Source organism: Pseudoalteromonas sp. SWYJ118, assembly GCF_015864505.1.
Lineage (GTDB): Bacteria > Pseudomonadota > Gammaproteobacteria > Enterobacterales > Alteromonadaceae > Pseudoalteromonas > Pseudoalteromonas arctica.
The window spans coordinates 1-24,450 of record NZ_JADYXC010000012.1 but is presented as its reverse complement, the minus strand read 5'-3'; the positions used below and the strand labels follow the sequence as shown (position 1 = coordinate 24,450).

Annotated in this window: 17 protein-coding genes; 8 read left to right on the top strand and 9 right to left on the bottom strand. The window is 42.1% G+C overall.

Annotated features, from left to right (window positions below; genetic code table 11):
- The first annotated feature begins 204 nt into the window (after positions 1–204).
- The 3 genes from I6F48_RS12310 (at position 205) to I6F48_RS12300 (ending at position 6,113) form a co-directional block, all read left to right on the top strand.
- Positions 205–2,736, top strand: coding sequence for a TonB-dependent receptor plug domain-containing protein (locus I6F48_RS12310; protein WP_197119544.1), 2,532 nt, complete (start codon positions 205–207; stop codon positions 2,734–2,736).
- A 206-nt stretch (positions 2,737–2,942) separates the two neighbouring features.
- Entirely contained in the window at positions 2,943–3,836 is an 894-nt protein-coding gene (locus tag I6F48_RS12305; protein WP_197119543.1) for a hypothetical protein, read from the top strand.
- Between the two features lie 387 nt (positions 3,837–4,223).
- Entirely contained in the window at positions 4,224–6,113 is a 1,890-nt protein-coding gene (locus tag I6F48_RS12300; RefSeq protein WP_197119542.1) for a monovalent cation:proton antiporter-2 (CPA2) family protein, read from the top strand.
- Between the two features lie 213 nt (positions 6,114–6,326).
- Here the strand turns inward: I6F48_RS12300 and I6F48_RS12295 are convergent, their stop codons facing one another.
- The 9 genes from I6F48_RS12295 to I6F48_RS12255 all read right to left on the bottom strand — a co-directional run bounded on the left by I6F48_RS12295 (position 6,327) and on the right by I6F48_RS12255 (position 19,515).
- Positions 6,327–6,851 carry a hypothetical protein gene (locus I6F48_RS12295; RefSeq protein ID WP_197119541.1) on the bottom strand — a complete coding sequence of 175 codons (525 nt, stop codon included), beginning with the start codon at positions 6,849–6,851 and terminating at the stop codon, positions 6,327–6,329.
- A gap of 258 nt (positions 6,852–7,109) precedes the next feature.
- Positions 7,110–7,823, bottom strand: a complete 714-nt coding sequence (locus I6F48_RS12290; RefSeq protein ID WP_197119540.1) for a hypothetical protein — start codon at positions 7,821–7,823, stop codon at positions 7,110–7,112.
- Positions 7,824–7,948: 125 nt separating this feature from the next.
- Positions 7,949–9,739, bottom strand: coding sequence for an alkaline phosphatase (locus tag I6F48_RS12285; RefSeq protein WP_197119539.1), 1,791 nt, complete (start codon positions 9,737–9,739; stop codon positions 7,949–7,951).
- 11 nt (positions 9,740–9,750) lie between these two features.
- Positions 9,751–11,340 (bottom strand): alkaline phosphatase, encoded by a 1,590-nt coding sequence (locus tag I6F48_RS12280; protein WP_197119538.1) that lies wholly within the window; start codon positions 11,338–11,340, stop codon positions 9,751–9,753.
- Positions 11,341–11,549: 209 nt separating this feature from the next.
- Complete coding sequence (locus tag I6F48_RS12275) at positions 11,550–11,912, bottom strand: hypothetical protein (protein WP_165729361.1); 363 nt, start codon at positions 11,910–11,912, stop codon at positions 11,550–11,552.
- Between the two features lie 184 nt (positions 11,913–12,096).
- Positions 12,097–14,532: a TonB-dependent receptor gene (locus tag I6F48_RS12270; protein ID WP_197119537.1), complete on the bottom strand. Its 2,436-nt coding sequence runs from the start codon at positions 14,530–14,532 to the stop codon at positions 12,097–12,099.
- 207 nt (positions 14,533–14,739) lie between these two features.
- On the bottom strand, positions 14,740–16,479 hold the full coding sequence (locus tag I6F48_RS12265) for a solute:sodium symporter family transporter (RefSeq protein WP_197119536.1): 1,740 nt from the start codon (positions 16,477–16,479) through the stop codon (positions 14,740–14,742).
- Positions 16,480–16,579: 100 nt separating this feature from the next.
- Positions 16,580–18,640, bottom strand: a complete 2,061-nt coding sequence (locus I6F48_RS12260) for a glycoside hydrolase family 31 protein (RefSeq protein WP_197119535.1) — start codon at positions 18,638–18,640, stop codon at positions 16,580–16,582.
- Positions 18,641–18,747: 107 nt separating this feature from the next.
- Positions 18,748–19,515, bottom strand: coding sequence for a sulfite exporter TauE/SafE family protein (locus I6F48_RS12255; protein WP_331460698.1), 768 nt, complete (start codon positions 19,513–19,515; stop codon positions 18,748–18,750).
- Positions 19,516–19,696: 181 nt separating this feature from the next.
- On the opposite strand from I6F48_RS12255, the gene I6F48_RS12250 reads away from it, so the two are divergent.
- The 5 genes from I6F48_RS12250 (at position 19,697) to I6F48_RS12230 (ending at position 24,268) form a co-directional block, all read left to right on the top strand.
- A complete protein-coding gene (locus I6F48_RS12250; RefSeq protein WP_024589596.1) occupies positions 19,697–20,446 on the top strand; it encodes a GntR family transcriptional regulator in 750 nt (249 codons plus the stop codon).
- Between the two features lie 215 nt (positions 20,447–20,661).
- A complete protein-coding gene (locus I6F48_RS12245; RefSeq protein ID WP_197119534.1) occupies positions 20,662–21,624 on the top strand; it encodes an aldo/keto reductase in 963 nt (320 codons plus the stop codon).
- Between the two features lie 9 nt (positions 21,625–21,633).
- Positions 21,634–22,629 (top strand): TauD/TfdA family dioxygenase, encoded by a 996-nt coding sequence (locus tag I6F48_RS12240; protein WP_166419506.1) that lies wholly within the window; start codon positions 21,634–21,636, stop codon positions 22,627–22,629.
- A complete protein-coding gene (locus I6F48_RS12235; RefSeq protein WP_197119533.1) occupies positions 22,629–23,633 on the top strand; it encodes a YeiH family protein in 1,005 nt (334 codons plus the stop codon). The genes I6F48_RS12240 and I6F48_RS12235 overlap by 1 nt, the downstream gene beginning before the upstream one ends.
- Positions 23,634–24,058: 425 nt before the next feature.
- Positions 24,059–24,268 (top strand): cold-shock protein, encoded by a 210-nt coding sequence (locus tag I6F48_RS12230; protein WP_006792548.1) that lies wholly within the window; start codon positions 24,059–24,061, stop codon positions 24,266–24,268.
- Positions 24,269–24,450 lie beyond the last annotated feature (182 nt).

Sequence of the window (24,450 nt, the reverse complement as noted above, 5' to 3'; positions counted from 1 at the left end):
AACTTTTATCTAAAATTCCCTTGAATTCGCAACCATTCGACACAAGATTGCAACTACAACGATCCAAACGCCTATATCGCGCGTAAACAGTGATCTTATGTGTTAACAACTTAGAATATCTTAGATAGTTTTTATCTTTGCACTAGGGTAGTCGCTTCTATATGATGCGCTCCTTTTCGACTAGCAGCTCTTGGGGAACAATTAATGACTTTTAAGCGTTTATCTGCAAATAAACTCGCACTTAGCTTGGCCGTTACCACTGCACTTAGCACACCTTACTCTATGGCCGTTGCCGCAGAGCAAGATAATCAAGCAGAAAAAAATATCGAAGTAATTTCGGTTACCGGTACTCGCAGAAGCCTACGCAGTATTGCCGAAAGCACCGTACCTGTAGATATTATTACCAGCGGTGATATGCAAAGTACCGGTCAGCTAGAAATAAGCCAAATACTAGCAAACCAAGTACCTAGCTTTAACTACCCAAGTGCCACTATGGGTGATGGTACTGACCATGCAAAACCAGCTGTTTTACGTGGATTAGCACCCGATCACACACTAGTACTTATAAACGGTAAGCGCCGCCACGCTGGTGCGCTATTAAACTTAGCGGGCGTTGTTGGCCGAGGCTCTACAGCTGTTGATTTGAACATGATCCCAACCTCTGCAATTAAACGTGTTGAAGTACTACGTGACGGCGCAGCCGCACAGTACGGTTCTGATGCAATTGCTGGGGTAATTAACATTGTACTTAAAGATGCCTCAGAAGGCGGTAGCGTAAGCGTAACGTACGGTAAATACGATACTCAAATGGCTGGTGTATCTCAGCTAGACAGCACCTACGCAGATGCAAACGGCGACTTAGCCTTTAATACCGGTGGCGACAGAGAAGTAAACGACGGTGCAACACGCACTGTTAGTGCAAACTCTGGCTTTTCGTTATCTGATAACGGCTTTGTAAACGTATCCATTGAGTACCGCGATAACGACTCAACTCAACGCTCAGGCTTTGACCCACGCGAACAATACAGTCGCCTTGATGATGGCAGCCTAGACCCACGCGAATTTACTATCGATCGTTACAACCACCGCTTTGGTAAAGCAGACCTTGAAGATTACGCGTTGTTTTACAACATGGGTTACGATTTAGATAACGGCTTAAACCTTTATTCATTTGGTAGCTACTCAAAGCGTGAAGGTAATTCAGGTGGTTTTTACCGCCGAGCAAAAGACAGCCGTAACGTTTTAGAAGTGTACCCAGATGGCTTTTTACCGCAAATTGAAACAGACGTACAAGACTACTCATTTGCACTGGGCTTACAAGGCGAAACTAACGACTGGACATGGGATGTAAGTACCAACTACGGCCGCAACGACTTTGGTTTCGGTGTTGTAAATAGTATTAACACATCACTAGGTGCCGACAGCCCAACCGAATTTGACAACGGTGCATTGGTTTACGATCAGTTTTTAGTAAACGCAACGGCCAATACCACACTCGATTTAGGCTTACCTGATGACGTATTTTTTACTGTAGGTACTGAATACCGCCACGAAAGCTACAAAATAGAAGAAGGCGAAGAAGCATCTTACATCACCGCACTTGATAGCGATGGTAACCCAATTGCAGCCGGTGGCGCGCAAGTACTTGCTGGTTTTGGACCAGAAAGTGCGACTGACGAAAGCCGTCATAACATCGCTTTATTTGTTGAGTTTGATACCTACTTAACAGAAAAATGGAACGTAGTTTTAGCGGGTCGTTATGAAGATTACAGCGACTTTGGTGACACATTTACTTCTAAGCTTGCTTCGCGTTACAGCATTACTGAAAACCTATCACTGCGCGGTGCAATTAGCACCGGTTTCCGTGCGCCATCTTTAGCGCAAAGCTCGTACCGCCAAATATCAACCGTACTTGAAAACAACCAACCATTTGAAGTGGGTTTATTCCCAACTGATTCTGCAGCAGCGCAAGCACTAGGTGCTCAGCCGCTAGATGCAGAAGAGTCAGTAAACGTTACAGCGGGCTTTATTTACACGCAAGGTAGCTTTAGCTTAACCGTTGATGCATACCGTATTGATATTGATGACCGTATTGTATTGTCTGAAAACTTAGAGGGCGATGCCGTAGTAGAAATACTACAAAATGCCGGTGAGCTAAATACCGAAAGCGTACGTTACTTTACCAACGCTATCGACTCACGCACGCAAGGTGTAGATATAGTTGCCACTTATAACTTAGATTTAGACAACTTAGGTGATTTACGTTTAAACGTAGCAGCTAACTTTAACGATACCGAAGTAACGCACGTAAACGACAACCCAGCACAGCTTAACTCACTAGGTGACGACTACGTAGTGTTTGCACGTCGTGAAGTAGGTCGCTTTGAAGAAGGCACGCCAGATAGCAAATGGAACCTATCAGCAGTGTGGAACTTTAACGAATGGCAAACAACGCTTCGTGCCACACGTTATGGTGAAGTCGCTGATATATCAACTACAGCTGATCGCGATGAATACCTAGACCCTAAGTGGATCACCGACCTAGAAGTGGCATACCGTCCAGACGAATATTGGAAATTTGCCGTTGGTGCAAACAACTTGTTCGATCAGTACCCACAAGCCACCGTGGATAACATTGGTTATTCTGACTTTGGCCAAATATTCCCGTACACACCGTATGCACCTTACGGATTAGACGGACGCTTTTTATACGGTAATATTACTTACAGCTTTTAATTAGTTCCCTAATAAAAGCAGAGCAATTATAAAAGGATGCATCGCGCATCCTTTTATATTAATAATTAGTTATTTTAACCACTTATTAGTATTTCAACTTTCATAAAAAACCACCACCCTATATAAAACAACAGCTTACATTTCGGCCTCATTTTTGCTCTATATTGTTTATATAAATACAAACAATAAATACCAAAGGACTAAACATGAGCTCATCAACACAATTAAGCATTGCAAAACCACTTTCACTTATTGGCGGCATTTTATTATTAAGTGGCTGTGTATTTCATATATCGCCAAGCGTTGCGTCGGTAAAACAAACTAAACAGCTATCACTGCCAAGCAATAATCTTGAGTATTTAAATGTGTTAAGCGGCGCAGGTAGCCTTGAAATAAAAGGCTCAAAAACGGCCACCAGCATTAGTGTTGATGCCACTATTTACACAGCCGACATTGAAGACGAATACGAGCTAACGCTCGAGCAAGACGGTAAACAGGCAAAGCTTGTTGCCCAAAATAAAAGCCGTAATGGCATTAGCTTTTACAGTGGTCAATCTCCAAGTATTAATTTAGTGGTTACTGTGCCAAGTAATCTAAATTTAGATATTGATGATGGCTCTGGCGACATTTTAATAAATGCTATGCAAAGCAATATTGATGTAAAAGACGGCTCGGGGGACTTAACTATAAGCGGTGCTAAAAACCTAACTGTTGACGATGGTTCAGGCGAAGTAAACTTTGAAAACATCGCGGGTAATGTAGAATTAACCGATGGATCTGGCAGTATTCATATTAACAACGTAAGCGGCAATGCGACTATTGAAGATGGTTCTGGCGAAATGCACGTGAGCAACATAAGCGGCTCGCTAAGCGTTGAAGATGGATCGGGTGATATAGTAATAAGCCATATAAACGGCGCTGTTAATGTTGATGATAACTCTGGCGACATGCTTATTGAGCATATTGGCTCAAGCGTTACTATTGAAGACGGTTCGGGCGACATTCGTGTTAATCACGCCAAAGGACTCACTATTACTGAGTCAGGCTCGGGCGATGTAAGTATCGATAATATTAGCGGCTCAGTAAGAGTAGCTGATTAGGGCGTGTTGATCTTTGTGGATTGAAATTTGTTCAATCTAGGGGCGGTTAAATCGCGGCGCGAGGTTTGTAACCTAGTGGGCTAAGTAAAAACCGAGCAACAAAGAGTTAATCGTCCCTAGAAAGAACCCAAAGGGCAGCGCATGTTTGGTATTTATGCTGCGTTATCGCCTATTCATGGGGAATAACCAAACTACATAGGCTCCGCCTTGCCTAAAAACCAAACATACTGCTGCAAATTCACCCACCAAAGATCAACACGCCCTAACAGTATGAGCTAAAAATAACGTATTTTCAGCCACATGAATTATTGTATTTTATAAGAACCTAAGTCATTCTATTTATGCTCAAATACCTTGAGCATAAATAGAATGACTTAGGATAAACGCGTGTTAGAAATAGCTTTAATTTACTTAGCAGCAGCCATTGTAGCTGTCCCTATTGCAAAACGAGTCGGACTTGGCTCTGTGTTAGGTTATTTAATTGCCGGAATACTCATTGGCCCTTATGCGCTGGGTGTTGTGGGCGATCAAACCGATGTAATGCACTTCGCTGAATTTGGCGTAGTAATGATGCTGTTTTTAGTGGGCCTTGAGCTACAACCTTCGCGTTTATGGACATTACGCCACTCTATTTTAGGGCTTGGCGGCTTACAGGTTGTGTTATCGGCAGCTGTTATATTTGCATTTTGTTATTGGTTTTTTGCCATGCATTGGCAAACCGCACTCGCCATTGGTTTAATGCTGGCGCTCTCCTCTACCGCTATTGTGCTGCAAAGCCTTGAAGAAAAAGGCTGGCTAAAGCAAGAAGCCGGACAAAACGCGTTTTCTGTATTGCTGTTTCAAGACATCGCCATTATTCCTATTTTAGCGCTATTGCCACTGCTTGCATTTGCCCCGCAAACTAGCTCAAAAGACATTAGCGATTCGATTATTGCAAGCTGGCCTGTATGGCAACAAGTATGTGTATCAGTCGCGGTTATTGCCGCTATTATTGCCGGCGGTAAATACGTATCGGCCCCGTTATTTAGATACATAGCGCAAACCCACATGCGTGAAATATTTACTATTCTTGCACTATTTTTAGTTATTGCCATTGCCCTCGTTATGCAAAGCATTGGCTTATCGCCAGCATTAGGTACTTTTTTAGCGGGCGTAGTACTGGCCGAAAGTGAATTTAGACACGAGCTAGAAGCCGATATAGAGCCCTTTAAAGGCTTACTTTTAGGATTGTTTTTTATAACTGTTGGCGCATCAATCAACTTTGAACTGCTATTTAACGAGTTTAGTACCGTTATAGGCTTAGTGGTTTTACTCATTGTAGTTAAAGCCTGCATTTTATTTGCCCTTGCCGTTACCTTTAAAATTAACAGTAAACAGCAGTTATTATTTGCCTTAGCGCTTGCCCAAGGGGGTGAGTTTGCCTTTGTACTTTTAAGCGTAACCACCACCTTAAGCATTTTAACGCCCGAGCAAACCAGTCTTGTTACCTTAGTTGTTGCAGTATCAATGCTAATAGCGCCGTTACTACTTATGGTTTATGAGCAAATACAAAAACGCAGCAGCAGTGCTATGCCTGAGTTTGATAAGCCAGAACAAATAAGTACCGCTAAACACGTAATTATTGCCGGCTACGGACGTTTTGGCCAAATTATGGGGCGCTTACTGCACGCTCAAGGCTACGAAATTACCGTACTTGATCACAGCCCTAGCCAAATAGAATTACTGCGCCGTTTTGGTAACACCGTATTTTATGGCGATGCCGCACGCCAAGAACTCCTTGAAGCCGCAGGCGCGCACACCGCACAAATGTTGGTAGTAGCAATAGACGACCCCGATAAAACCATAGAGATAATTAAGCTCGCCCATAAAAACTACCCGCAACTTAAAATTGTTGCCCGCGCAATCGACCGTCGCCATGCGTATCAATTACTTAATTTAAAAGTAGATGCGTTTAACCGCGAAACAGTCGACTCAGCTATTAACCTTGCCGTAGAAGCACTCGAGTTACTAGGTAACACTAAACAAGATGCCGAGCGTGCAGGTAAACTGTTTAGAGACCACGACCGCGCTGCAGTAGTACAACTTGCTGCATTATGGGGCGACGACGCCAGCTACGGCGTAGCAGTGCGCCAACGCATGGAAGATTTAAAACATGTGCTACAACAAGATAAACAAGCACAAAGCGATTTAAATACCTGCGACAGCGGTGATTGCGAAGATGGCTTAACAGAAGTAGCGAGTAAACCTAAAAAGCCTGATGATGCTCATCTTGAGTAGTATCAGGCGGTAGAGTTTGTACTTACAGTAGATGCTATTAAGGCTTAAATAGGAAATAAATATGTCAGTGTCATACTGATAGGGCTATTGAGCAAACAATACTTTTCTGCCGAAAAGTATGGCTAAATACCTTCATAGCAACTATCAACTTAATAATAGAAAGTTTATTGCAAGCTATGACACTAAGTAAAAATTGCTCCCCCTTTAAACGGCCTATTCGTTTTTTTTAATAACGTACTTCTCTGTAGATTCCAGATTATTTTTCAAGTTTTTCATCGCTGTATTATATGCCATATCTGTTTTTGCAAAGCTTTCTGCTGCAACTTTCAAAAACTCAATCTTTAGTTCGTCAATAATTAATCTAGGAAGTTTATATATATGCTTTTGATTAATAGACGAAATAAATTCAAACTCTGATACTCCATCTAAATAATCTGCTTCTTTTTCTAATTCTATATCTATGTCTATAGCCACACCAGAATCAATTAACATACTAGTCTTTAATGGTATATTTCGTTGAGAATTATATTTTCCGTAGAAGTATCTCACTTCTAAAATAGTGATAGGCTTAGAGCTAAGGTTAGTCACAGTCGTTCTTAATATTTTTCCATCCAAAATACGATGTATAAAGGTAATTTTTGCACGAGCAGAAAATTTTTGATCAATAAAAATATATGATGATAATAAGGCTGCATAAAGCGCGACATAAAAACCATATTCAGCAACAAGCTCTTTCATTAAACTCTCCATTGTCATGTAATAACTTTATCAGAAGACATTTAAATGTCCCTATAGTTTGAACTTCTATTAATAACAAATAGTGTAAATTATTACCAACTATAAATATTGCGCGGCTGATAGTGTGTGTTTTATAAAATAGGAAAGTGTTTGTTATATTACTGGGGTGGGAATAGCTTAAATTAATCTACTTTTGAATTCCTACTTGTAGCTCATAGCCGCTTGTCATTTTTAGCTATGAACTACAACATTTAAAACCTAGTGATGATGCCCACCTTGAATAGCCTCGCCCTGCTGATTATAAAACCCCGTTGCGCTGTGTTCTATAAAACCAAGGTTTATCATTTTAGCTAAAAACGGGTCGTTTTCGTTATCGCCAATGTCGGCGTAATCGGTGGTTTGAAAACGATCCCACTGTGCAAATTGAGCACTAATTAACGGCTCATCTGTACTTACCTTATTAAGGCTGAGTAATGTAGTTGTTTGGCTTTTTTTATTACTAATGCTAAAGGTTTTAACTAATTTTGAATGCGTATAAAAGGCGAGGTTAAAGTCGTTGTCATTTTCGCTCAACGTATAGTTTTTCACTTCGTCGCAGCCTGTGCCTTGTGTGCTTACTAAGGTCATTTTTTCTATTAGGTGATTATCCACCAGCTGACTTTTAGCACTCCAATTTTGTACGCCGCGTACCTCCGATGGTTGGTATTCAATGCCGCGTTGCTGGGCATTAAAGTAACGTATTGGTCGTATTTGATTATTAGCTAAGTGCTGCCAAAGCTCGGTAATTACTTGGCGTTGATGCGCTACTTGCTGATCGTTTCGCCAAAGGGTAAGTAACTCATTACTTTGCTGCGCTTTATGGCTGTTGGTAATTTTATAATCGGCTTTTAAATATTCGGCATTGATATCGCACTGCGCTGCTAATGTGCTGGTGCTTACTAAGGTTGCCATTAAAAATAATACTACTTTCATCAGTTAATCTCTTATTTAAACGTCACTGTAATAGCCATACAATAACGACTTACAATGGCATTTTTATGACATAAAAAACAACTCGCACAGGGTACGAGTTGTTTTTAAACATACAAGTTAGCGGCTTACTGCGTTACTTTTTCGTCTGCTGTTTTTACAAAATCAGCTGCAAAGTCCATTACATGGAATAAAAAGCTTTGCTCGTTTGTGCCTGTTACCAAGTGTGCACCTGGTCCCATTGCATAAACGCCTACGTCTTCACCGGCGTGAGTTTCTGAGCCCATTGGTACAAGTGCTTCTTGATGAAAACCAGGTGTTGTTGTATCAACATCTGTTAAATCAACACGCCCTGTTACTGGCGCAAAGGCGTAACCTGCATCGGCATCGGTCTCGCTACCTAGGTTTCTAAAGCCACCACCATTGGTGTAACCAACCGTTGTATAAGGCATATCGTCGGCGGCTAAGCTTGGCTCAGTAGCACCTACTGCAACCACTTTACCTAAAATTGGGTTACCGCGTTTAGGGTAACCGGCAATGGTAAATACATGGCTGTGATCGGCAGTTACAACTATTAATGTTTCTTCTGGGTTGGTGTTTTCCATCGCCACTTTAACGGCTTTGGCAAGCTCAATAGTGTCGTTTAACGCGTTATAAGCGTTACCCGCATGATGCGCGTGGTCAATTCGACCCGACTCAACGGTTAAGAAAAAACCTTGCTCGTTGTTATCAAGTACGTTTATTGCTTTTTCGGTCATTTGTGAAAGCGAAGGCTCGCCTGCTACATCGTTTGCGCGGTCAGCTTCGTACTGCATGTGGGATTCGTTAAATAAGCCAAACACTTTAGTGGCGTCGTCACTTATTGCATCAAAACCGGTTTGATCCATTACGTAAGTGCCATTTGGATATTGCGTTTTCCACTCTGCGGTTAAATCGCGGTTATCTGTACGATCCCCTTCAACAGCACTTACTGCATCGGCTGAATTTGCCGCGGCATCTTTTGGTAAAAAGTGACGACGACCGCCGCCCATTACTACGTCAATACCGTCTACATCAACACCACTAAAGCGTGCCTCTAGGTTGGCTTCAAAGTTAACTAATTGCGATGCAATATCTTCACACGTTGCAGCACTTTCTGGCATATCGGAGATATCTTCCCAGTTACGCTCTGCCGATTTAGCATAGGTTGCAGCGGGTGTTGCGTGAGTAATACGCGCTGTAGAAATAATCCCTGTTGCTTTGCCTGCAATTTCAGCAAGCTCTAACGAGGTAACAAGTTCGTGCCCTTTGCCTGATGCACAATTACCACGCTCAACCGCTTCATCAATACCAATAACGCCCGCGTCGGTTTTAACGCCCGATGCCATTGCGGTCATAGTGCCTGCCGAATCTGGCGTTTGCGCATCTACGTTGTATGTTTTTACAAAGCCCGAAAAAGGCATAGTTTCAAAGCTTAACTGGTGATCTTCCCCCATTTCGCCCTCTAACTGACCCGCTAAAATACGTGCTGCGGTTATGGTAGAAATACCCATACCATCGCCAACAAATAAAATAACGTTTTTCGCTTTGCCTGATTCAGTAACAATGTTGCTACTGGCTGTTTGTGCAGCACCTAATTTTGTTTGTGCTTCACTAAACCAAGTATTGCTAGTGAGCGAGGCTAACTGCTCGCTTGTTAACGACGTTGCAGGTGCATTACACACTAAATTAGTTGAGTTAACTTCGTCGCTATCTAGCACGTCGTTATTATTGGTATCTGCGCCTACTTGCGTCTCTACACCGCCATTAATACACTGCTCAGAGCCCACTGCAATAGCGTTATCTACTGCGATAATATTATTTTCATTTTTGTTATCGTCACTCGAGCAACCTGCTAGCGCGACCATTACTGCCAAAGAAAGTACCGTTAATTTGTTCATGTTAGCCGCCATTATTGCTGAGTTAGTTCAAGAGCTTGATTAATTAAATGAAATACAACGTTTTGTTCAATTACGCCCTGTGCTAGCTGAGCACCAGGACCTTTTGCATGCAGTGAAATATCTTCACCGGCATGTGTTTCTGAACCGAGTGGCACGGTTGTTTCTTGGTGAAAACCAGGTGTTGTTGTATCAACGCCATTAAGCTCTACACGTCCGGCTACTGGGCCAGTTGCATAAGCAGCATCGGCATCTGTTTCATCAACTAAATTTCTAAAACCTAAACCATTTGCGTAACCTACTGTGGTGTACGGCATATCGTCGGCGGCTAAGCTTGGTGTTGTTGCACCTACTGCAACTACTTGACCTAAAATTGGATTACCACGCTTAGGGTAGCCTGCAATAGTAAATACATGGCTGTGATCGGCGGTTACTAAAATAAGGGTTTCTTCTGGGTTGGTGTTATCTACCGCAGCTTGCACGGCTTTAGCAAACTCAATGGTGTCGTTAAGCGCGTTGTATGCATTACCTGCGTGGTGCGCGTGGTCAATTCTTCCCGACTCAACCGTTAAGAAAAATCCGTTATCGTTTTTACCAAGCACTTCAATTGCTTTAGTGGTCATATCGGTAAGTGAAGGCTCGCCCGCTACATCGTTTGCGCGGTCAGCTTCGTATTGCATGTGGGATTCGTTAAATAAACCAAATACTTTAGTGGCGTCATCGCTTATTGCATCAAAGCCTGTTTGATCCATCACGTACGTAGCATCTGGGTATTGTGTTTGCCACTCAGTTACTAAGTTGCGCTCGTCAGTACGGTCGCCTTCTATAGCACTTACTGCATCTGTTGAGTTAGCTGTTTCGTCTTTTGGTAAAAAGTGACGACGACCGCCCCCCATTACAAAATCAAGGCCGTCTACGTCGGTCCCTACAAATCGTGCTTCTAGGTTTTTTTCAAAGTTAACCAGTTGCGATGCAATGTCTTCACAGCCACCCGTTACTGCATCTTCTGGCATATCTGATACGTCTTCCCAGTTACGGTCAGCCGATTTAGCATATGTGGCAGCAGGGGTTGCATGAGTAATACGTGCTGTAGAAATAATACCGGTAGATAGCCCTTTAATTTCAGCCAATTCAGTCGCGGTAATTAGCTCGTTACCTGCCACTGTTGAACACACGCCGCGTTCAATATCTTCGTCTACACCAATAACGCCCACATCGGTTTTTACACCCGAAATAATAGCCGTCATCGTGCCTGCTGAATCAGGAGTTTGAGCATCTACGTTATACGTTTTAACTTGTGCAGAGTATGGGAACTCTTCAAAGCTTAAATAACCTTCTTCGCCAGATTGGTTATTACGCTGCCCTTGTAAAATGCGCGCGGCGGTAAGTGTAGAAATACCCATACCATCGCCCACAAATAAAATGACGTTTTTAGCTTTAGTGGCTTGTGTAGCCTGCGCTTGTGCTGTTTTTGTTGTTAGTTTAGTTTGCGCAGCGCTATACCAGCTGCTGTCTTTTTGGCTTTGCGGTAGTACATCAGCATGGCTCACTGCGCTAAACGTTAACGTTAGCGCGATTGCCGCAGCGACTTTTTTAATTTTCATCCGTAATTCCCATTGTTTAGTGGTTATTTTTTGAAATGTGTAAACACAAAAAAGATCAACCGCTGCACTATAGAAAACAGATGTGACTGATAAAGGTAATTTTGATGAAAGTAAAATGACTAAACTATTACAAAAATAAGTCACAAAAATAAAAAAGCGCAACGTGTTAAACGTTGCGCTTATTCATTCAATAAACGTTATTATTTTTATTAACGACCATCTTCAAACGAAGCCGTTGCAGAAACTTTGCTCCAAGTACCATCTGTATATAATACCGTTGCTTCTGCTTTATTACTTTTAAATGATTTTATCGAGAATGAGCATGATGTACCCGATACGCCACAAGACGACGCAGCATTTGACCAAACAACACTATCAATGTCAGAGCCATTACCTACCACTCTGAATACTGCTGTAGCTGTTCTTTTACCATAAATCACAGCAAAACAATGATTAGGAGTAAATTGGTCATATGCTTGAGTATCTACGTAACATTCCATTTGGTCTGCACTCGCTTGTGCAGAAAAAATAGATGCCAAAATAATACCTGTAGTAATTAATATAGTTTTCATTTTTATCCTTAATAATTGAACCTAAATAGGTACAAAAAAGATAGAACAACAACGCCCACCTGTACAATTAATTTACAAAAAAAACCTAAAAAGCATACAAAAGGATTGTTTTGATTAAAAAAGCGCAACGTGTAAAACGTTGCGCTTATTTTCAGGGAAATTATTAAATGTAATTATTTAAATATTAAAAACGCGCCTTAAACGATACGCCAAAGTAGCGCTCTGCATCACGCGGTATTTGGTAACGGAAGTTATCGCCACTGTAGGTAGTTGCGTAGCTTTCGTCGGTTAAGTTTTTAGCAATAAGCGATACTCTAAACGCATCATCTTTAAACGATAAGCCAACACTTGCGTTTAAAATGCCGTAATCTGGCAGTAACGACGCTGGGTTAAACTCGCCTACGTTATCTGGCAAGTCTGAGTATTGCTCGTCGGTGTAAATGTATGAGCTATTTATGTGTACGTTAAAGCCATGCTCAGTTTCAATAAAGTAGTCAGCTGTTAGTGAGTATTTTAAATCTGGCGAAAATGGAACATCTAAGCCAGAGCGGTCAGTACACGAACCTGCAGCTACTTCTGCCGGACAATTAAACTCGTCAATTTCGGCTTTAATATAAGCGACACCACCGGTAAGCGTTAGTGACTCTGTTGCAGCCCACATAAAGTCAACTTCAACACCTTGTGTGCTTACATCGCCCGCGTTTGTTAAGCGGGTAATACAGGTGCCGTCTGAACAGTCAAAGTTGTTAGCTTGAAAACCTTCAATTTCTGTTCTGAAAAGTGCCATGTTAAACACAAACTCGCGGCTTGCGTATTTGTAGCCAATTTCGTAAGCATCAGACTCTTCTGGCGATATTTCGCGGCTGTCGGTGTCTGGATTAAAGTTGTAATAAATATTAAAACCAGGCCCTTTGTAACCTTGCGAGTAGGTACCGTATACCATTTGGCCATCGCCTAAATCGTATTGCATACCTAAACGACCCGATACGTTGGTTTCTTCTGCTTTGCCTTCGTCATCGGTATTTAGTGTTGCTGGGCGTACGCCTACACCGGTGCGGCCATATACATCATTGCTTACACGGCGATGCGTGTAAGACACTTCATCGTCGGTGTAACGAATACCAAATAATACGCGTAAATCTTCAGATAAATCGTAAGTACCGTCGGCAAAGGCTGCCCAGTTGTTAAATTCTGTGCTCATAAAAGCAGTGGCCGATACAATATCGTTTGCGTTACAGCTAACGCCTAGCCCTTGTGTGTAACCTTCTAAATCAGCAAGTGCGGCATCAAGCTCTGCGCCCGATAAGTTATTTTGCGCGTAAAAAGCCATTGCGCTATCAAGCTGGCCACCATTGTTTTGACAACTTGCATCACGAGTAAAGTTACGTTGTGAATCCATGTTCCAGTAAAATAAACCAGCAACATAGTTAAATGGCCCTGCTAGGTTTGATGTAACTCTAAACTCTTGCGAAAACTGATCCCATTGCTGTGCACCAATATCATGTAGTTGAAACGGCGCGCCAAATACTGGCTCGCTGCTGTCGCCAGCAATAGAGGTAAAGTCGCCTTCGCGGTATTCGGTATTATCCCATGAGCGCTGCGCTGTAATTGACGTGTACGTATAATCGCCAATTGTTTTATCAACTTGCACCGAAAACGCGCTATGTTCGTCAATTGTGCGCGACTCGTAATCATGGTCTACTTTGCGTTGGTCTAGGTCAATATCGGCTACGCCATCAACAATACCATTACTGTTTGGCGCTGCTTTTGAATCAGGATTACGACCACTTGGCAGGGCTTCTAAGTCGGCGCAACAATCGTCGTCTGCGTTATAAAATTCAGCTATAAATTTTACGCTTAAGTCGTCCTCTGGCTCGTATTTAAATACAGCACGTGCACCTTCGCGGTCATAACCGTTTACTTTTTCGTTGTTGTAAACGTTATCAATGTAACCGTCAAACTTGCCTTTAAATACCGTTAAGCTAGCGGCTAAATCGTCGGTTAAACCGCCGCTTATAACACCTTTAAAACGGTATTCGTTATCTTGATAAAACGAGGTTTCTACGCTGCCGGTTGTGTCGTACGACGGATCTTTAGTGGTAATATTTACCACACCTGCTGAGGCGTTTTTGCCAAATAACGTACCTTGTGGCCCGCGTAATACTTCAATGCGGTCTACGTCGTATAAATCGGCAAAAGCTTGACCAGAGCGGCCAAGTACCACGCCATCAACAACAGTTGCCACACTTGGCTCGGCAGCAATACTAAATGAAATAGTACCAATACCGCGCACTGTTAGCGCTGAGTTACGTGTTGTGGTGCCTTTTCTAAAGCTAACCGAAGGAACAAGTGACTGTAAGCCTTCCATGTTATTAGCAAAAGCTGAATTAATTTGATCGCTATTAAGTACCGATACCGCAACAGGTACTTCGTTTAAACTTTGCGTTCTTTTTTGTGAAGTAACGACTATTTTTTCAAATGTATCGTTTTTAGCTGTTTCTGTTTTTTGTTGTTCTTGTTCGGTTTGCTCTTGCTGTGCATGTACCTGCGCGCTAAGCGCTAAACCGGTTGTCATTGCTAACGTGACTGCCAAGCTTAAGACGGACTTTTTAGCTCTCATGTCATTCTCCATATTGTGCGTGTGCTGTGTGGTACCGCGCTAGCAATTGTGTGAGTTGCTAAAAAGCGGTGTCAGTGTGTGTGATACTTTCCTTAAAGCTCTTATATCTTATATAAGAGCTTTAAATTTAAACAAACTATCTTACTAATGCAAACATTATGTGAATTAAATGTGATTTAAGTTTGGTGTATAGAATATAGCCGCACGTTATGCGGCGTTTTTAGCCCCAATACGCGCTAAGCTATTTTCGTAGCGTGTATGCCAACGACGAACGCTCCACCAGCTAAGTACAAAGGCTGTAGCCCAAACGGCAACTAAGCTTGGTACAAAGTACACGCTGGTTCCACCAACAAGTCCAAGCGGAGAAAACAATATATATAAGCTAACAATTAGGCCTACTAATACGATGGCGCAAGGTAATGCGTACTTCCAAGGATTAAGGTCTACCTCGGCTTTGCGTGTAAATTGCCATGGTGTTTTAAGTGGTTTGTAGTAACCAATACCCAACATAATTGCCAATTCAATAAAGAATAAAATGGCGTAAATATGGATAAAGTTTATGTCTACATCCCATACAAATTTAAGCAAAGTGTAAGCAATAATATGGAATATAATTGCGACTTTAGCGCCCAGTGCAGGCACTTTGCGGGTAAACAAACCCACTAATACAATTGTGATGACCGGAATGTTGTAGAAACCTGTAAATACACGAATTATGTGCCATAAGCCTTCGGGTGCAAACATCAATAATGGCGCGGTTATAAACGATAATACGGCAATAACAATACTGGTAATTTTAGCCACTTTTATAAGTTGGCTGTCTGTTACTTTATCTTTTTTCATTGGCTTGTAAACGTCTAAGCAGAATAGGGTTGCTGCACTATTTAATAGTGAGTTAAACGAGCTAAATACGGCACCTAGCAATACGGCCAAAAAGAACCCAGATAAATACTGTGGAAGTACTTCTTTTACTAAATGTGGATAAGCTAAATCGATAGTGGGCAGGCTTTCGTGTTTATAAAGATGGTAAGCAATAACGCCTGGGATCATCATCATAAAGGGCACTAGCACTTTAAAGTACCCTGAAAACAACACGCCCTTTTGGCCTTCTACTAAGTTTTTAGCGCCCAATGTACGCTGGATCACGTACTGATTGGTGCCCCAATAAAACAAATTAGCTAAGATCATACCTGTAAAAATAGTGCCAAATGGCACAGGATCGTCGCTGCTGCCAATAGCGTTAAGCTTTTCTGTATCGGTGTTTACAAGGGTGCTTAATCCTTCTGAAAAACTCCCGTCGCCCAATGCAATTAAACCCAGTGTTGGCACTAAAATACCAATAATAAGTAGCCCAACACCGTTAATGGTATCCGACACCGCAACCGCCTTTAAACCGCCAAAAACAGCGTATATTGCGCCAACTGAGCCCACTGTAATAATGGTGACAATCAAGCTTGCTTCGTAACTCATATTTAATAGGGTGGGTACATCAAACAGTCTAAGTACGGCTATTGATCCTGAGTACAAAACCGAAGGGATCGTTATAAAACAATACCCTACCATAAATAAGATCACCGTCATGCGGCGTACGGTATCGTCAAAACGATCCCGTAAAAATTCAGGTAAGGTAGAAAACGCACCCGCTAAATAACGCGGTAAAAAGATCAACGCCATAATGATGGTTGATACTCCTGCGGTTACTTCCCACGCCATTGAGCTTAGGTTGTAACCATAGGCTGAGCCATTAAGACCAATAAGTTGCTCTGCCGATAAGTTAGTGAGGATCATCGACCCTGCTATAAACGTACCCGTTAACCCACGACCCGCTAAAAAGTAGCCGTCTTGGGTATTAACCTCCCCTTTGGTTTTTTGGTACGAGATATATCCCACCAGCGCCATAAACGCCAAGCACGATAGCAGTGTCATGGTAATGTTCATACCTTCCATCTTGCGCCCCTTTTAGCTTACTTTACTCGGTAAAAAGTAAGCTAATATCTTTATTATTGTGTGTGTTGTGTGTGTTGTATGTTTTTTATTAAGCCGAGTTTTATTTAGGCCATGGCGTTAATTGGCTCATGTCTTGTTCTGTGTGTTGAACGTCTGGGCCAAGCATTAGGCTGTCGCCTTCGCGCATAAATACTGCCATTTCTTCAAGTGCGAGTGTGTGCTCGTAGTACTTACCACCTTCGTAAGCTTGTTTATCGGGGAAGCGAATCCAGCTGCCTTGTGGTAAATAAAATTTCACTTTACCGTTTGGTACTACACATGGCACAACCAGTAATTTTTCACCGCACATAAATTGCTGATCAAAACTATGTGCTAGCACATCATCAGGAAATGCCAGTGCCATTGCACGCTGAATCGGCAAACCGGTTTGCTGCGCTTGCTCTGCACTTTGTTCTAAATAAGGAATAAGTTGGTAGCGTAGTTTAAGTGCTGCAAATACCGCGTCACTTGCTTGCTCAGTATAAGACCACGGTTCGCGAGGGCCAATACCATGCAAGCGCATGTGTGCGCTAAATACTGAGGCTTGCGCCCAACGCACATAAAGCTCTGCGTCGCGAGTGTCTTTGTAAAAACCGCCAATATCGGTTGCAAAAAACGGCCCGCCCGACATACCCCACGCTAAGCTGCCACGAATACTCGCCGCTAAACCTTGCCAATCGGCTTGTGGGTCACCGCCCCACTGTGCAGGGAAGCGTTGGCTACCAGTCCATGCAGATCGGCTAAACAAAAATGGCCCTGTTTTACAGTATTTTTCGGCGGCTTCATAAACGCAGCGGTTGTACAACATGCTATAAACGTTGTGTAATCTAATACCGCAGTCGCCACTGTGCGATACCATATTTTCGTCTTCTAGCTGCTCGCCAAAATCTGCTTTTATCATATCTACGCCAAGCTCAAACAATGGCTTATGCGACTCAAGCCAATACTCGTAAGCATCAGGGTGCGTAAAATCTAAAATACCCGACTCTGGCAGCGGTGTAAGTACTTCGCCAAATGGGCTTAAATCCCACTCGTATTGATACGCTTTGCCTGTGCGTTTGTCTTTTATAAGCCAGCCGTTTTCGGCCGCTTTAGCAAACAATGGGTTATTTACCGAGATCATCGGGTATTCCCACACACAAATTTTAAAGTCCATCGCTTTTAGTTCATCAAGCACTGGCTTTGGGTCGGCGTAACGTGTTGGGTCCCATTCAAAGGCAAAGCGAGTGTCGGTGTCTTGCCATGCTCGGCCATCAAGGGTAATTACGTCGCACGGCATTTTTTTAGCGCGTACTTCGCGGGCAACACTAAGTAGTTCGTCGGCATCTTTGTAATACGCTTTTGATAAAATAACACCAAAACTCCACTGCGGTGGCACCGGTGCAAAACCTGTTAGTTCACAATAGCGGTTAATGCTTTGAGCAGGTGTATGCTCTTGATATAAAAAGACATCTAGCGCGCCATCTTCAACTAAACATACATAAGCGCGTTGCGACCACAATGCATAACCTACGCCATGGGTAACAGGCGCGGGTGTATGTACAAATAAATTCCAGCCTTCTGGGCTCCATGCATACGGGGTGTTTTTATAAGACTTCTCGGCGTTAACACCTAGTGCATCGTGGTTGTATGAACGAATAAGTTGGCCGCGCTTATCAAGCTTGCCCCACTTTTCGCCAAGGCCATACACGGCCTCATCGTAGTTAAGCTCAAGGCTTAAAATCCAGCCGTTATCTGTTTTAGCTAGTGGCGGTAAACGATGCTGGCGTACAAAGTGGCCATCAGTTGCTGATTGCTGTACTAGTTCATCGTTTTTATAAAGTTTGAAATGAAAAGGGTCGCTGTAAAATTCTAGGCGGTATTCGCCACCGCTTACACTGTAATCATTATTGTTTTTGCTAAGTGTAAGGGGGTATTCTGATGGGGTTGTGGTTAATATTTTAAACTGCTCGTCATGCGTGGTGCCTGCATTTAAACGTAAACCAAACTGGCTTATCGTTACGCTAATATCACCAAACTGAGTGGGCAAAACCAGCACATTACCTTGTAACTTTGGCGGTGCGGTTAAGCGTGCTGGCTCTATTGCGTTCCAGTCTGGCTCACGTAATTCAAATGCATTCATGGGAGTTCCTTAACCAATTATTAGTCTTGTATAAGACACAAGTTAAATAATTGTAATCCCCATGTCAATGTAAATAACCCTAAGATGAATTATTTACATCGTGATTTTTAAAATATACCCGGCGCCGATGTAGCCACCAGCGATACGCCGCTCAGCCCTAGCAGCGTAATAGCTATAATGCGTACCCATTTAGCGTCTACGTAGGGCGTTAATTTACGAGCAAAATGCGTAACTAGCAACACTAAAGGAATAGCCGCTGCAATTAAAAACATAATATCGAGCTCTGGCAAAGTACCAAATAAAGCGATACCTACACGTACTAGCCCGCCAATAGTAAATACCGCTAATAACGTACTGCGAATAGCTTCAATAGACCAACTTTGCTTATAACACTGAAACACAAGCGGTGGCCCTGAGGTTGAAAACAACCCTCCAAGTAACCCACTCACCCCACCGGCTATTAAAAACGAACGAGGACGGCTTTGTTTATTAGCACGATCGCGGCCAATCAGCATTAAAGCGCAGCACAATAGAATGCTTACGCCTAAAATAAAGTTTAAATAGTGCGTTAAATGCGACGACATAAACTCAAGCAGCACAAAACCTACCAGCATTAACGGAATACCGGTATACAACATAAGTTTTAGCTCGGGTACTTTTACCGAGCTGCGGTTTTTAACAACCACGGTTGTGGAGTTAACCAAACCCAATAAGCTCACTAAAAATGTAGTTGCGGTGAGCGGTAAAACATCTAGCAGCGTAAAACTGGCAACCACTAGTAACCCAAAGCCAAACCCGCTAAGAGTTTGCATAATAGTCGCAAGGCTTAGGCACAACGCCATAAGCAAAATGAGTTCGAAAGAAATACTGAGCACTTTTAATTTCCTAAGGGTGAGCTATTGTAGTGTAACGATTTGTTTTTAGGCATAATGTATATTTTGCGCCTATTAAAACATTACAGCAGTAGTTCACGTTTAATTGAGCTAGCGCAAATATGCGTAAAAGGTTTCACCTATGCTATAACTACAGGTGGATTAAATTTAATGGTAAATAATAATGAGTAACTCTATGTTTGATCACAAATTAAGTGGCCCAAGCTTGGCTTTTCAACCGCTTTACTTACAAGTGGCTGATTATATTAAACAGCTCATTGTTGAAAGACGCTGGGTACCTGGCGAAGCACTACCAAGCGAATTTCGCCTTGCTGAAGAATTTAACGTAAGCCAAGGTACGGTTCGTAAAGCACTTAATTTATTAACCGACAATAAAATAGTGACTCGTCGCCAAGGCGTTGGTACGTTTGTATCGCAACATACTGCGCAAGATGCCTTATTTAGATTTTTTCCGTTACAAGCAGACGGTAAAGGTGCCGATTTGCCAAAGGCTGAACTGCTATCGGTTGAGCTTTGTGCAGCGCCAGTTGAAGTAATAGAAGCGTTACAACTCAATAAAAAAGACAAAGTTACTAAACTTGTTCGTAGGCGTATTCTTGATAACGAATTTTGCATGAGCGAAACTATATACCTACCCCAAAGCTACTTTCCTGATATACATCAAAGTAGTGATATTCCGCATACATTGTACCATTACTATCAGACCAAATTTAACCAAACTGTACACAAAACCCAAGACAGTATTAAAGCCGTACTTGCTACAATGGATGATGCCAAAATGCTTGCTATTAAAGCTGGCGACCCACTGCTGCTGGTATCACGCATTACCGAATCAATCGAAGGTAAGCGTATTGAATACCGCCAGAGCAAATGCCGTAGCGATCATTACCACTATCAAATTGAGCTCGACTGATTAAGAGCCAATTTAGTGCTAACAACCCACTTTAGCGCATAATAATTAAATATTTTTTAAAGGCAGCAAACGCTGCCTTTTTGCTGCCTGCAGGTTTTTTAACCCATTCATTTACTGCTTTGCTGTTAACACAGTATTGACACTGTTTGATTCGTATAATAACTTATGTCTTATACAAGACCTAAGTCATTATGCATTTTTAACAGGAATTCCCAATGAGTTCATTAAATAATATCCCTTCAGTAGGGTTCGGTTTATGGAAAGTAGCGCAAGAAGATTGTGCACAAACGGTATACCAAGCCATCAAGGCAGGTTACCGCCATCTTGATTGCGCATCAGACTACGGTAACGAAGAACAAGTAGGCGATGGCATAGCCCAAGCAATAAACGATGGCTTATGTACCCGCGAAGAATTATGGATAACATCAAAACTGTGGAATACCTTTCATGCACCAGAGCATGTTGGCCTCGCGATAGATAAAACACTAAGTGACTTAAAGTTAGATTACTTAGACTTATACCTAATTCATTTTCCGATTGCGCAAACATTTGTGCCAATAGAAACCCGCTATCCACCAGAATGGTTTGTTGACCCAGACGCACAAAACCCACAAATGGAGCTTGCAAAAGTACCACTTTATTTAACGTGGCAAGCAATGGAAGAACAAGTACACAACAACAAAGCAAAACGCATTGGGGTATGTAATTACTCAAGCGCACTGCTTCACGATTTAATGACCTACGCAAATATTAAGCCTGCCATGCTGCAAATTGAATCGCACCCTTATTTAACGCAAGAGCGATTAGTAAGACTCGCAAAGCAGTACGATATTCCGGTTACTGCGTTTTCGCCACTGGGTGCACTTTCGTACCTTGAGCTTGAAATGGCAGATAAAACTGAATCGGTTCTTGAGCAAAGCGTTGTTAAAGCGGCTGCACACAATCATGGCAAAACGCCAGCACAAGTCGTACTTCGCTGGGGCGTGCAACGTGGCACTGCCATTATTCCAAAAACTTCAAAACTTGAACGCATGAAAGAAAACCTCGCACTGTTTGATTTTGAATTAACAGAGCAAGAAATGGCGCAAATTTCTGCGCTTAACAGTAATCGCCGATTTAACGACCCTGGGCACTTTTGTGAAGTTGCCTTTAACCGTTTTCACCCAATTTACGATTAGGAACATACAATGTCAGCTACCGAAATTAACTACGCCTCAGTGCCAACTCAATTAACATTCGATGATTCGGTTTTTCCGTGCATTGTGGTTAATAACAATAACGCCAGCACCGTTGAAGAAGCGGTAGCTTTCATTCGCGCCAATAAAAGCGAACTAGCTAAAAAACTTCGCAGCTCAGGAGCTGTGTTGTTTCGTGGCTTTCCTGTAAATAGCGCCGAAACATTTGATACGTTTTCAGCTGGGTTTGATTACGACAATTTTACTTATAAAGAGTCGCTTTCAAACGCGGTGCGTATTAATTTTACCGAGCGTGTATTTACAGCTAACGAAGCGCCAAAAGATGTAGAAATATACTTACACCACGAAATGGCACAAACGCCTATTTCGCCAAGTAAGTTATTCTTTTTTTGTAAATCGGCCGCAGAAGAAGGTGGTGCAACACCTCTTTGTCGATCAGATAAGTTATTTAGCGCATTAAAAGAATACGACAGTAAACTTGCCCATGACTTTGAACACAAAGGCCTAAAGTACACCACCTATATGCCAGCCGCTGACGATGCAACATCAGGCCAAGGCCGAAGCTGGAAAAGTACACTAAGCGTTGAAACCAAAGACGAAGCACATAACAAATTAACCGAACTGGGTTACGAGTGGGAATGGCTTGAAGACGGCTCACTAAAAGCCGTTACACCGGTACTTCCTGCTGTAGTAACTCTTGAAAACAACGTACAGGTTTTTTATAACCAACTGATTGCCGCTTACATGGGCTGGAAAGGCGTACGCGAAAACCCATCGGTTGCCATTACCTTTGGCGATGGCAGTGCTATTCCTAAAGCAGGCCTTGATAAAATTGTTGAGCTTTCTAAAGTATTTACCTTTGATCTTGCATGGCAAGATGGCGATGTAGCCTTAGTTGATAACGAAATGGCTATGCATGGTCGCCGCCCTTTTACAGGCGAACGTAAACGCCAAGTGTTAGTAGCACTTACCGCAGCTAAAGCGTAATGCAGCGCTTAAGTAGTAAATTAAGCTGTAAAATATCACCTTTATGGCAAGGTACCAGCATTGCTGCAATGACTGGCCTTGCCGCTTTATTTTTAAGTGAGCATTACGGCGCGCCAGCCATGCTGTTTGCTTTGTTACTGGGTATGGCAGTCTCATTTTTATATCAAAGCGATAGCCCTTGCGCCAAAGGTATCGACTTTACCGGCACCACGGTTTTGCGCGTAGGTATAGTGCTGCTAGGCACACGCATAGCACTGGGAGATTTAGTAACACTAGGTTGGCAAACCGCACTTATGTTAGCGGGCGCTATATTTACTACTATTATTTTAGGCGTAGTACTTGCGCGCGCATTTGGCTTACAAAAACGCTTTGGTGCACTTACAGGCGGCTCAGTTGCTATTTGTGGAGCGTCTGCTGCGCTAGCTATCTCCTCTATTATGCCAAACAGCGAACATAAAGAGCGCGATACTTTACTTACGGTTATTGGCGTAACAGCCATGTCGACCCTTGCTATGATCCTCTACCCTATTGTGGTTAATTACCTTGAGTTTGACGCCCATAATGCAGGCGTATTTTTAGGCGGCACAATACACGACGTAGCGCAGGTAGTAGGTGCTGGTTATTCGGTATCACCTGAGACTGGCGATATAGCAACCCTAACTAAACTTGTACGTGTTGCTATGCTGCTACCCGTTGTACTTATTATGATGGTTATTATTAATCGCTCAAATAAAGAAAAACACGGAGAATTACCTAAAGTCCCTGGGTTTTTAATTGGCTTTGTCATACTCATGATAATAAATAGCTGCTTTTCTCTTCCTATAATAGTGCTTGAAACCGCTAACGAACTTTCGCAGTTCTTTTTAATTGCGGCTATTTCAGCCATTGGTATGAAAACTAATTTAGGAAAACTTACCGAAGTAGGTATAAAACCTATTATTTTAATTGTTGCTGAAACACTTTGGATTGCATTATTAATACTTGGATTTGTAATTTGGGGCTAATGAATCACGTTATTTAAGATATATATCAAAAAATTTAGTAGGTAATTAGGTCATGTTTTAACCAGTTAAAACCTGTATTTTACCTACTCTAAAACCGTGTACAAAAATAAGCGTAAAGCTTTGATTAAAATAAACTTAACTTTAATTTATAAGTTAAAAAGATCATCTCAATCATAACTAGTTAGTTAAAAAACGAACAAACAAATAAAGCACTTACTCTAAAATAAATTTACAATAGGGCTTGGTATATGACTTAATTTACTGTTATCCTGCTTGCCATCGGGTTGACAGAAAACCCTATTTATTTGTAAGTACCACGTTGTTTTAGTAATAATCCTTCGCGTTATCCTCAGTTAAATGTATGTTTTCTTCCTGTTAAATTGCCTAATTTAAGGCGCACTTTTATTAATTCTTAGGATACTATTATGTCTAATACTACAACTGGTACAGTTAAATTTTTCAACGAAGCAAAAGGTTTTGGTTTTATCGAGCAAGAATCTGGTCCTGATGTTTTCGCACATTTCAGCGCAATCTCTGGCGACGGTTTCAAAACTCTAGCTGAAGGCCAACGTGTACAGTTTACTGTTACTCAAGGTCAAAAAGGCCCACAAGCCGAGAACATTGTTAGCATCTAATTGCTAAACAATTTAGTGGGTTAGCAATAACCCATTTTGAATACTAGTTTGAAAGAAGTTTTGTTTTATTTGTTAGTACCGAGTTGTTTTAGTAATAATCCTACGCGATATCCTCAAGTTAACTATTTTTTCCGGCTCAATCGCCTCTTTTCAGGCACACTTATATTAATTTTTTAGGATAC